The sequence below is a fragment of the Chryseobacterium potabilaquae genome, assembly GCF_902728265.1.
Lineage (GTDB): Bacteria > Bacteroidota > Bacteroidia > Flavobacteriales > Weeksellaceae > Chryseobacterium > Chryseobacterium potabilaquae.
In genome coordinates this window covers 15,805-27,238 of sequence record NZ_CACVBR010000024.1, presented here as the reverse complement: position 1 = coordinate 27,238, position 11,434 = coordinate 15,805, and the positions used below count along the sequence as shown (strand labels likewise).

13 protein-coding genes are annotated in these 11,434 nt (G+C 31.6%); 9 read left to right on the top strand and 4 right to left on the bottom strand.

Annotated elements, in window-relative coordinates; translation table 11 throughout:
* Positions 1-32: 32 nt before the first annotated feature.
* Positions 33-941, top strand: a complete 909-nt coding sequence (hemF, locus tag CHRY9293_RS12450; RefSeq protein ID WP_185153217.1) for an oxygen-dependent coproporphyrinogen oxidase — start codon at positions 33-35, stop codon at positions 939-941.
* 219 nt (positions 942-1,160) lie between these two features.
* On the opposite strand, the gene CHRY9293_RS12445 is transcribed toward hemF, so the two are convergent.
* Complete coding sequence (locus CHRY9293_RS12445) at positions 1,161-1,511, bottom strand: hypothetical protein (RefSeq protein ID WP_162033274.1); 351 nt, start codon at positions 1,509-1,511, stop codon at positions 1,161-1,163.
* A gap of 151 nt (positions 1,512-1,662) precedes the next feature.
* Between CHRY9293_RS12445 and CHRY9293_RS12440 the strand changes: the two genes are divergently transcribed.
* The 3 genes from CHRY9293_RS12440 to CHRY9293_RS12430 all read left to right on the top strand — a co-directional run bounded on the left by CHRY9293_RS12440 (position 1,663) and on the right by CHRY9293_RS12430 (position 3,994).
* Entirely contained in the window at positions 1,663-1,857 is a 195-nt protein-coding gene (locus CHRY9293_RS12440; RefSeq protein ID WP_122545504.1) for a hypothetical protein, read from the top strand.
* Positions 1,858-2,124: 267 nt separating this feature from the next.
* Positions 2,125-2,775: a prephenate dehydratase gene (locus CHRY9293_RS12435; RefSeq protein WP_162033273.1), complete on the top strand. Its 651-nt coding sequence runs from the start codon at positions 2,125-2,127 to the stop codon at positions 2,773-2,775.
* 172 nt (positions 2,776-2,947) lie between these two features.
* Positions 2,948-3,994: a PA0069 family radical SAM protein gene (locus CHRY9293_RS12430; RefSeq protein WP_162033272.1), complete on the top strand. Its 1,047-nt coding sequence runs from the start codon at positions 2,948-2,950 to the stop codon at positions 3,992-3,994.
* A 55-nt stretch (positions 3,995-4,049) separates the two neighbouring features.
* Here the strand turns inward: CHRY9293_RS12430 and CHRY9293_RS12425 are convergent, their stop codons facing one another.
* On the bottom strand, positions 4,050-5,000 hold the full coding sequence (locus CHRY9293_RS12425; RefSeq protein WP_162033271.1) for an isopenicillin N synthase family dioxygenase: 951 nt from the start codon (positions 4,998-5,000) through the stop codon (positions 4,050-4,052).
* Positions 5,001-5,223: 223 nt separating this feature from the next.
* Here CHRY9293_RS12425 and menD point away from each other — a divergent pair, with 223 nt between their 5' ends.
* Entirely contained in the window at positions 5,224-6,900 is a 1,677-nt protein-coding gene (gene menD, locus CHRY9293_RS12420; protein WP_162033270.1) for a 2-succinyl-5-enolpyruvyl-6-hydroxy-3-cyclohexene-1-carboxylic-acid synthase, read from the top strand.
* Here the strand turns inward: menD and CHRY9293_RS12415 are convergent.
* Positions 6,897-7,523, bottom strand: coding sequence for an aminotransferase class IV (locus CHRY9293_RS12415; RefSeq protein WP_122545499.1), 627 nt, complete (start codon positions 7,521-7,523; stop codon positions 6,897-6,899). The genes menD and CHRY9293_RS12415 overlap by 4 nt on opposite strands.
* Entirely contained in the window at positions 7,507-8,484 is a 978-nt protein-coding gene (locus CHRY9293_RS12410) for an aminodeoxychorismate synthase component I (protein WP_162033269.1), read from the bottom strand. Before CHRY9293_RS12410 ends, CHRY9293_RS12415 begins: the two co-directional genes overlap by 17 nt.
* 49 nt (positions 8,485-8,533) lie before the next feature.
* Between CHRY9293_RS12410 and CHRY9293_RS12405 the strand changes: the two genes are divergently transcribed.
* The 4 genes from CHRY9293_RS12405 to CHRY9293_RS12390 all read left to right on the top strand — a co-directional run bounded on the left by CHRY9293_RS12405 (position 8,534) and on the right by CHRY9293_RS12390 (position 11,422).
* The gene (locus tag CHRY9293_RS12405) at positions 8,534-9,253 is read left to right on the top strand and encodes a hypothetical protein (RefSeq protein ID WP_162033268.1); all 720 of its coding nucleotides are present in this window, start codon (positions 8,534-8,536) and stop codon (positions 9,251-9,253) included.
* Positions 9,254-9,326: 73 nt separating this feature from the next.
* Positions 9,327-10,064: a beta-carotene 15,15'-monooxygenase gene (locus tag CHRY9293_RS12400; protein ID WP_162033267.1), complete on the top strand. Its 738-nt coding sequence runs from the start codon at positions 9,327-9,329 to the stop codon at positions 10,062-10,064.
* Between the two features lie 2 nt (positions 10,065-10,066).
* A complete protein-coding gene (locus tag CHRY9293_RS12395) occupies positions 10,067-11,149 on the top strand; it encodes an AI-2E family transporter (RefSeq protein WP_162033266.1) in 1,083 nt (360 codons plus the stop codon).
* 18 nt (positions 11,150-11,167) lie between these two features.
* Complete coding sequence (locus CHRY9293_RS12390; RefSeq protein ID WP_162033299.1) at positions 11,168-11,422, top strand: DUF3820 family protein; 255 nt, start codon at positions 11,168-11,170, stop codon at positions 11,420-11,422.
* The last annotated feature ends 12 nt before the right edge of the window (positions 11,423-11,434 follow it).

Here is an 11,434-nt window from a genome sequence, read left to right as displayed (position 1 = left end):
GCCAGTATTAGTTAATTTTAGTAATTATGAGCATTAAGAATAAATTTATCACATTTATACATGATTTACAAGATGAAATTTGCCAAACTCTTGAAGAAATAGACGGTAAAGCTACTTTTCAAGAAGATTTATGGGAGCGCTCGGGAGGCGGAGGCGGCCGGACTCGTGTAATTGCAGATGGAAATGTATTTGAAAAAGGCGGTGTAAATATTTCAGTAGTTGATGGTGATTTGCCTCCCCTAATGGCAGAACAGTTTGGTGTTGAAAATACTCAATTTATGGCGTGTGGCATTTCACTCGTTATTCATCCTATTAATCCTTTTGTTCCAACAGTTCATGCTAACTTTCGGTATTTTGAATTATATGATCAAAATGGGGAATTAAAAGATAGTTGGTTTGGTGGAGGTGCCGATCTTACTCCTTATTATCTTGAAGAAAAAGATGGGAGTCATTTTCATCAAGCATTTAAAGATGCGTGTGATCCTTTTGGAAGTGAACTTTATCCTATGTATAAGAAAAAATGCGATGAATACTTTGTAAATAAACATCGCAATAATGAAGCTCGAGGTATTGGAGGTATTTTTTATGATTATCTTCGTCCTGACAGTGAAAAAAATGCTGAAGAACTTTTAGCGTTTTCCCAAGCCAATGGAAATGCTTTTTTAAAAGCTTACCTTCCTCTCGTAGAAAAAAATAAAAATGTTTCTTATGATGAATCCCATCGAAATTGGCAAGCTTATAGACGGGGCCGTTATGTGGAATTCAATCTTATTCATGATCGAGGAACTTTATTTGGATTAAAAACAGGAGGTCGTATAGAGTCTATATTTATGAGTCTACCCCCCATTGCAAGGTGGGAATATGATTTCCATCCGGTATCAGGTAGTCCAGAGTCACAACTTTTGGAATGGTTAAAGCCTCGAGATTGGATTAATATTTAAAATAAAAAGATAGGCTTAGTGGGTGTATATATTAGATTTCCTATATATGCGTCTCCACAATATTTTATATCTTAGTACGAAATAAGATACGGTAAAATTAATTTAAAAGAGGCTGGCCAAAAAAGGCCGGCCTCATGGTTGTTAACAAAGTAATGTTGGTAATATACTTCCCAAACTTAATTGATGAGATTTATTGATATTTTTTAGATTTAATTCTTTTTAAAAATTGTACTCATCATTTTCTTCAACAGGTATATTTCTTAAAAAAGAATCAAATTTTTCTCCTGAATAATTGCTATCGGCCCCGTAAGAGTCAATAATCATCCCTCGGTTACCTAATGTATCTTTGACAACATACAAAACAGCGTTATCATCAGGATTACTATCACCTTCAAAGCGGTATGTTTTCAGGATGGTTAAATCAGAAGGATGATAATTTTTTTCAGAGTTTTCAAGTTTCATTTCTTCTTTTTCATTCATTCTGAACTCTCTCTTTATCCCTCTTTCTGATAATTTCCTCATAACTTCACTTAATGTTGTCATTTTGTCCATATTTCCAGCGTTTTCCATAGTTATCTTTTAAGAATAAATGCAATAATTAAACCATAAAGGGGTGATTTAATTATAATTTTTCTTAAATTCTTTGTTAACAAAATTTATAATTAAAAGAAGGTGGATAGGTATGCTTTTTGTAGTAATAATCAAGTAAATCGGACAAAATATGAAAAAAGAAGTTGGAGTTTTAGTTGCTGGAGGAGTTGGTCTTTTAGCAGTATTAAGTTTTATTGGGATTAGAAAAATTTTAACTAGAAAGGAAAAAAAATATAGTGATAATTATTCTGATTATCATAGACATTTCGATACTAATTATCAAGATGAAGAACATCACGGAGTAGAACTTTATGCAGTGAAGTAGAAAATAGTTTAATTAACCAGTGTATATTTTAAAAAAAAGAGGAAAATGTGTAGAATAGGGTTTCTATAGAAACTTTTTCCTCTTTTATATGATATGTAATTGAGTTTTAATGTGTTTTACTTTCTTTTAAAACGGATAACCTTAATTTAAAAGTATTGACATAGTCCTAATAAGAAATAGTTATAATAACTAGTTCAAATTGAAAATTATAATGTATAATTAGAGATATGGCCCCAAATATATAATCATTCTAAAAATTTGAAATCTATGCTAAGAAAAAATAACATTTGGAGAGGAGTTATAAAATATTGGGCAGGAATTATTTTGTTTTGTGTGTTTTTTTATGGCTGTTCTCTTAGGAAAAAATCTCTTTCAGATAAAGTAGCTTACCTTGGGCCTCCTGGATCTTTTACTCATTTAGCTGCGGGCAAAAAATTTCCTGCAGAATTATTGGTTTTTCAAAATAGTATTGAGGATTGTTTCATTTCCGTTCATTCAGGAAAAATAAAGAAAGCCGTGGTTCCCTTAAGAAATTCGATAGGAGGTGTTGTTGTGCCCACTCAAAAGGCCTTGAAAGAGTTTAGCGATATTAAAATAGAAGACTCACTAGAATTGCCGATATCTCAAAACTTAATGGTTATTCCTGGAACAAATGATATTAAAAAGATTTATTCTCATCCACAGGCATTAAGACAATCCCGGCATTTTATCGACAGTTTATATCCTAATGTTCCAAGAATAGAATATTCTTCTACCTCAGCTGCTGCAAAATGGGTTTCCGAACATCCTGAAGAAAAAGGAGCCGCTATTGCCAATACGGAAGCAGCTAAGTTATATAAATTGAAAATTATTTATACTAATATTCAAGAGGATAAAAATAACAAAACACAGTTTATCATAATCTCTTCCAAAAAATAAAAATAAATACCCTAATATTTGTATAATGACAAGATGAAATAATAGGGAATTCGTTGGCTATCAGACTGATTAGTTTCAACGCTTTATAAGAACCTATTCTATTTTTTGTGGAAAACTTGAGTGTTAAAACTCATTATTTTAGAAAATTCTCATTCTATTTTTGTTCTATCATATGAAGAATGAAAATATTATAAAAGGTCAAGGGGCTCAGAGGAATGTAATCAATCGGTTTGATCGATATACATATGAACCCGGGTATGAAGATTTTGAAACAGTGAAAACATCTTTTACTGAAGTTTATCCTAAAACAATTGTAAATCAGGTTAAAAGTGAAGATTTACCAATGGATTATTCTATGAATCCATACCAAGGATGCGAGCATGGTTGTTCTTATTGCTTTGCAAGGCCCACTCATGAATATTGGGGCTATAGCGCAGGAATTGATTTTGAAAGAAAAATTATGGTGAAAAGAAATGCACCTCAATTATTGGAAAAACTTTTTCAAAGGAGAGGGTATAAGGCAGCATCTATTTTGCTTTCTGGAAATACAGATTGCTATCAGCCAGCAGAAAGACAATTTGAAATTACCAGAAGGTTACTGCAAATTTGTCTTGATTATAGACATCCTGTTAGTATTTTGACAAAAAATGCATTGGTTTTAAGAGATTTGGATATTCTAAAGCCTATGTCTGAGCAAAACTTAGTTTCTGTTTCCCTAAGTATTCCCACTATGAATGAAGACTTAAGAAGAAAGATGGAGCCAAGAACTAGCTCTACAAATAATAAATTAAAAGCTATAGAAATTCTTTCTAAGAATAAAATATCTGTTAACGTAATGGTTGCGCCTATTATTCCCGGACTGAATAGTGATGAACCGCTGAATATTTTAAAAACAATTTCTGATGCAGGGGCTTTAAGTTTTGGATATACTTTAATAAGGTTAAATGATTCTGTAGAGCCTGTTTTTGTTAATTGGATTGAATCTCACTTTGCTGATAGAGCGCAAAAAGTTTTGAACTTAATTCGTTCCATGAGAAAAGGAAAGTTGAGTGAAAAAAAATATTTTGAGAGGCAAAAAGGTGAAGGAAATACGGCAAAAATGATTCATGATACCTTTAAAATTGGGCGGAAGAAGTTTTTTGACGGAAAGAATTTTCCTTCTCTTTCTACTGCAGCTTTTACGGGATCAAAAGATCTACAATTAAGATTATTTGAATGAAAATAAAAACACTGCTTTAGTAAAAAGCAGTGTTTTTATTATTACGGTTGATAAACTATTTTTTGATTAGGCCTAGCTCAATTAATCTTTCATGTAAAAAATCACCGGCAGTTATATCTTCATATAGTTTCGGCGTATTTTCATCAACACAATTTTCAAGTGCATTTAATGACATTTCACTTACAGGGTGCATGAAAAAGGGAATTGAGTATCTTGAGGTACCCCACATTTCTCTTGGAGGGTTTACAACCCTATGAATAGTAGATTTCAATTTATTATTAGTATGCCTAGAAAGCATATCCCCTACATTGATCATCAATTCATCAGGCTCTGCAATGGCATCAATCCAGTCTCCTTTATGATTCTGAACCTGGAGACCTTTTCCTTGAGCTCCCATTAGGAGAGTTATGAGATTAATATCTCCATGTGCAGCTGCCCTTACAGCGTCATCCGGTTCTTCTGTAATAGGAGGATAATGTAGGGGTCTTAGAATTGAATTGCCTTCTGCAATCTTGTTATCAAAATAAAATTCATCTAAACCGAGATGCAATGCTAAAGCCCTTAAGACATATTGTCCTGTCTTTTCCAACATCTGGAAGGCCTCTTTTCCAACATTATTGAAGTCATGAAGCTCATCAACAATAACATTGTCGGGATATTCAGTTTTGTATTTTGAATCTGCAGATAAGTACTGTCCAAAATGCCAAAATTCTTTTAAATCTCCCTTTTTGAAACCTTTTGCTGTCTCTTTACCAAATCCAACGTAGCCCCTTTGTCCACCAATACCCGGTATCTCATATTTTTTTTTGGTTTCAACTGGTAGTTCAAAAAAGTTTTTAACTTCTCCGTATAGTTTTTCCACCAAGCTCTCATCTAGGAAGTGGCCTTTTAAAGCAACAAATCCAATTTCTTCATAAGCTTTTCCGATTTCATTTACAAATTTCTGTTTGCGTTCCGGTTCACCCGAAAGGAAATCACGCAGGTCTACACTAGGTATTTTATCCATTTTTAGAAATTTAACGTGGCTGCTAAATTACATTTTTTTAATTATTTTTATCAACACTTAGTATAAAATAGGAAAAATGTATCGTTAGAATAGAAGAGTTTTTTTTGGATTTAATAACGAAGAGTTTTTATATTTAAAGGTCTAAATTTTTAAATCTATAAAAATGAATAATTATAAGGATGAATCGTTTTTCAGAGTTGATTTTATAAACTAAATTTGCGGTATGAAAAAATATTCTTCTAAGAGAAGCATTCAGATACTTGCACACCTTTTTCAGCAGTATGGTATTTCAGATATTATCATTTCACCAGGATCTCGAAACGCTCCTTTAGCGATACACTTTTCAGAAGTTGATAAGTTTAATTGCTATAGTATTGTAGATGAAAGAAGCGCTGCTTTTGTAGGGATTGGAATGGCAAAAAGTGAAAAAAAACCGGTTGCAATAACCTGTACAAGTGGTTCTGCAGCGGCAAATTATTATCCCGCCGTAACAGAAGCATTTTATCAGAATGTTCCTCTTTTGATCTTAACTGCAGATAGACCCACAGATTTTGTTGATATATTTGATGGACAGACTATAAGACAAAAAGATATTTTTCATCAACATTCTTATGGGGATTTTCAACTGTTGGAGGATAGTAATGAGAATGCTGAAGACACCAATTTTGAAATAATAAAGAAAGCAATTGAACTCTGTTTTGAAAAACAAGGCCCAGTTCATATTAATATTCCATTAGAAGAACCTCTTTATGACTTAGTCTCTGAACTTCCCAATTTTCCCACGGTAGAAAAAACAATTAGGAAGAAAGAATATGAAATTCCCTCCCATTTAGTTGTAGAATGGAATACTTCTCAAAGGATTATGATTCTGGTAGGTACAAGAGATAATAGTCCTGAGTTGGAAAATCAATTGCTACAGTTGGTTAAAAATCATTCTGTTGTAGTATTGAGTGAAGCAAATTCTAATTTATATAATGAAAAATTTTTCAAACATATTGATCGCTATATTTTCAATTTTTCTATAGAAGATTATAAAACGTATGCTCCGGATTTATTAATAACGATAGGTCAAAATGTGGTTTCTAAAAAAGTAAAACAGTTTTTAAGAAGTGCTCGTCCCAAGAAACATTGGCATTTAGATGAAATTTGGCAACCAGATACTTATTTCGCACTCACTGACAAAATTGAAACGAAACCCGAAGCCTTCTTTTCTAAATTGTTTAACTTTATCAACTTAGAGCCCAGTGCATATTATAATCTTTGGGATGTTTTACGAAATAAAAAAGATTCAAAACATTTACTTTTTTTAAATAAAGTAGAGTTTTCAGACTTTTATTTTTTCAATAAAGTTTCACAATCAGTTCCAGAAAATTATAATATTCATTTTAGCAATAGCTCTGCGATTCGTTATGCTCAGTTATTTGATTTTGGTAAAAGAAGGATTTATTGTAATAGAGGGACCAGTGGAATTGATGGTTCAACTTCCACCGCCATGGGTTTTGCTATTAAGAATAGCAATCCCACATTACTTGTTACAGGTGATTTGAGCTTTTTTTATGATATTAATGGACTTTGGAATCAATATATTCCCCCTTTTGTAAGAATTATTATCTTTAATAATGGGGAAGGAAATATATTTAAAATTATTCCGGGGCCCGGTAATGCCAATCCGAATACGTTAGATGAATTTATTGCCACTAAACATCATAAAAGTGCAGAATACCTTACTAAACATTTTGGGTTTTCTTATGTAAAAGTAGAAGATGAGCCTACGCTTGATAGAGTTTTAGAAAACTTTTTTAAACCAGATATTAAGCCAAAAATATTAGAAGTGAATACACAGGGCAAAAACAATGCGGATATTTTAAAATCTTATTTTGAATTTATAAAATCAAGTTAAAAGTTTAAATATTCTTCATTACCAGGGACGTTAATAATTCTGTCGATAGGATAAATAAACATATCATCAAAATCATTTAAAGCATTAATGATTTGGAAGTGAGAAAACTCCATTATATTTTGCAATGTGATTTCTATTTCTTTGATTTCTTTTCGTTTTAAAAGATTTTGTCTTTGTATTCCATTAAGAAGATAAGATTTTGGAGTATACCAATCCTTACCTTTGCGAAATAAGAGATTAGAGAAGGATGTATCGGTGATATGGTTATTTTTTACAATAATAATCTCTTCCGCTTTTGCTTTTGTTTTCATCTTTTCTAGCTCTTTTCGATCTTCAAACTTAAATGAATAATCAAAAGTATTATTTTCAATCAATTGGAAATCTAATATTTCCGGAATAGCATAGGGGATCATTTGGGTACGAATTTTTTTATCTAAATCATAAGCAATTCTTAATTTAAATAGTCCGTCCTCTTTGTGTTTAAGACTTTTATAGATTTTTGCTAAATCAATAGAGTCTTCTTTCCCAAAATGAGAAAAAGTTTGGTTTACTCTTTTTTGATGAAATTCTAACAGGAAAACTTCCTGATCTTCTACTTTGATGCTTTCAATGAATTGGTACATAGATTTTATTTTTCATTTCCTGATATTCGTCTTCTAATTTACTCATGTGTGTTATCCCTCCTCCACTTTTGAAATAAAGATGATTTCCTTCTTTTTCAATAAAGCGTATCATAACACAGCTGTCCAGATTCTCTCCATCAAACCAACCACATACTCCTGTGTAAAACCCTCTATTGTATTTTTCTGCAGCAAGAACTATTTCTAACGTTTTCGATTTTGGAGCTCCTAAAATTGAACCGGCAGGAAGAAGTTCTTTCATTATACTTCCAATTTTTCCCTTAAATTCAGGCTTCAATATCCCTGATACTTCTGAACTCATGGCATATAAATCCTTTTGCTCAGTTTTGATAAAATCAATATGCTGAAAAGTATCTACTTGTACATTATCCGCAACTATGCTAAGGTCATTTCGAAGCAAATCGACTACGGTATAATGTTCTGCCTTTTCTTTTTTATCGTTCTTTAATGTTTCAACAGCATTCTCCAAGGAGGCATCGATGGTTCCTTTCATGGGATAAGTCAAAATTTTCGTATCCATGATTTTTACAAAAGTTTCAGGAGAAAAAAATACAAAAAAATCTTTATAAAATACCTTGTATTTAGCATCGGCACGATAAAATATTTCTTCGAGGGTTAAATTGGTTTCAATTTTAGTTTTTCTGGTATAATTGGCAAGATATGAATTTCCTGCCTGAATATTTTTTTGAACAAAATCAAAACCATTTTTGAAGCTTTCTAAATTTTCAGGAAAGGATTTCCATGTAATTTTTTCCTGTAATTTAGGTTTTGATTTTGTAGTTGAAATACCTTGGAAATCAATTATTAAACCTGAACTTTCGATTTCATTCTCTAGATATACTTCTACATTCTCTGCAAGGAAATCGATGATAAAAAAATAAGGAACTTTCCGAAGAGAAAGCTCATCCATCTCCATAAATTTTTGATGATTCATTGAAAACATTTGACAAAAGTAATTATTGATGTTTACTTTTGCACTAAATTTTTTTTAAATGCAGAATAAATATCCGCAGAAACCGGGAATAGATTTTATATTGAAGCAGGCTTTTTTTTACTGGAATAGGACGTTGTTTTTTCAACTTGCCTTTTCTATAATATATTTTTCGATTTTCTTTACAGCCGTTTTTTTCTTTGCTGAAAGATATGGAATTTGGGATCAGCAAAGAGAATTACTAGAAGCTTTTAAAGTGAGTGCCATAGCATATAAGGAAAAGGCAGCAGCATTGGCTAATACTGAAAATTCGGTAAAATTCAGTTATGCTTTTTTAGGAATACTCACATTTTTGTATCCTTTAAATCTTGGATTTTTTCAGATTTATAAGAAAATTGATCTTAATGAAAAGTTGGAACTTGGTGATTTACTAGCGGGTTATAATGGTTTTAATTTCTTTAAATATATAGGGTATTATTTGTTTTGGATTATGATTTTTTTGTTTACATTTCAGACTATTATACTTGCTATTTTATGGTCTTTAGTAACAATTCTCGTGGCACCACTTATGTTTTTTGATAATAAGAGAATTTTCGAAGCCATATCTTTAAATTTTAAGGCATTAAAGCTTTTTTCAATAGAAATTTTTGTATGTATTATTGTGGCTTGTTTTTTTAAATATTTAGGGTTTATTATATTTTTAGTTGGAGGGCTATTTACATTTCCTTTTTGGAATGCTATGATTTATTCTTTATATAAAGTTATTTTCTCGAAAAAATAATAAAATTAGATATATTAATGGTTTTTTTTGCTAAAAAAAGTTAAATTTGATATAATCATTAAATATTTAAACTATGTCTGAATTTAACGAATTTGATCAGCAAGGTTCTGTCCCAGAGAAGAGTACAGGATCAATCATTTCACATGCGTTTGAAATGTATAAGGGCGTATTTCTTTATGCTATTGTTGCGATGATAGTATATCTCATCGGTGGCTTTATTATTCAATCAGTGAGTGGTTTTAACTCTACTGCTATGGTTGAAGAAATGAGAGACTCTGGAGGTGATTATTCTAGCTTTAGCTATTGGAGAGCTCCGGGTTTTTCCATGTACATTACTTTATCTAGTTTATTGGGGGTTCTATTGGCGCCATTATATGTAGGGCTTATCTATATGGTGAATAAGTACAACACAAAGAATCCTATCGAATTTTCTGACTTATTTATTGGCTACCGTCAAAATTTTGTTAATATTTTAATATACAGTATAATTTCAGGAATAATATCAAGTATCTCTGCATTTATTTGTGTAATTCCTTTCTTTTTTGTGTATCCATTATTTTTATTAGGATATCCTATTTTGCTTTTTGAAAATGCATCTGCAACTGAGGCATTGGGAAAATCCTTTAATATTGCGAAAGAGAATTATTGGATATTTTTTGGGACTACTTTTTTAGGACTTGTCATATCAGTTGCAGGGGTTATACTTTGTGGTATAGGAGTTATTTTAACGGCTCCTTTCATAATGGTGGTTATGTATTCTGCCTACTGTGCCTTCTTGGGTAAGCCAAGACAAATAACATACGATAAATAAGAATGAATAAAGATCAACAGATAAGCAATGTAAAAATAAAACAGGTTTCATTATTTGTTATTATTTTAGTGCTGGCTGCATTAATATGTTTTAATCTTGCTCTTTTTATACCTTCAGTGCTAGGCGCAATCACTATTTATGTGGTTTGTAGGAAGTATAATTTTTATTTGCAGGAACAAAAAAAATGGAAACCTTGGTTATCTTCATTGGTACTTATGCTTGCAAGTTTGATCATTCTTATCTTACCTATTTATTTTATTGGAGACCTTCTTATTGAAAAGCTTGGAAATGCCCAAGCTTACATGGCTAAATTCAATATATTTCTAGAAAAAATACATTCATATATTTACTCCAAGACGGGATTTGATATTTTGAGTAAAGAAAATATGGATAAACTTAAAAGCTCAGTTGGACAGTTTTCAACCAAAGCGCTTAGTGGGACATTTAATACTCTTACAGTTATCATGTCAATGTATTTTATTCTTTATTTTATGTTGGATAAACCAAGACTATTTGAACGTATTTTGGTGTCATCTGCACCCCTAAAAAGATCCAATGTATCATTAATAGGAGAAAAAATGCGTAAGCTCATTATGGCCAATGCAATTGGGATTCCTGTAGTTGCCTTGGGACAGGGAATTGTTGCTCTTATTGGTTATTTTATTTTTGGATCTCCAAGTCCAGTATTGCTATTTGCGTTGACAGCGGCAGCATCGATGGTTCCCGTAGTAGGGGCCGCCATTGTATATATCCCTGTTTGTATTTTTATGATTGCAGAAGGTAATACGGGAGCTGGATTAGGGTTAGCTGCATATTGTATTGTTATTGTGGGGTTGACAGATAATCTACTACGTTTTACACTATTGAAAAAATTAGAAAATGTACATCCTTTAAATACTGTTTTTGGAATCATAATGGGAATGAATATATTTGGTTTTATGGGATTGATTTTTGGACCGATTATGATCTCTTTTACGCTTCTTCTTATTCAGGTATATAGAAATGAATTTGCGGATGAAGATGTACCCCCTGATTTAAAGTTAGCTAATGAGGCTGATGAGGTTGAGAATAAATTAATTTACTAGTATATAATGGAAGATGGAATAAACCCAGAAATATTAAAAGAAATTTGTATAGTTAAGATGCCATTTGGAAAATATGAAGGGATAATCCTTGCAGATTTACCCATTAGCTACTTGGAGTGGTTTTATAGAAAAGGAATGCCTAAAGGAAAGCTTGGGATGCAGCTTTCAACAATTTATGAAATCAAATTGAATGGATTAATGGATTTGTTGATTCCCATTCGAGGAGGGCAAGTAAGTTTTGAAAAGCCAAAAAATAAAACATATAAATTTTAAAAATAATTTTCG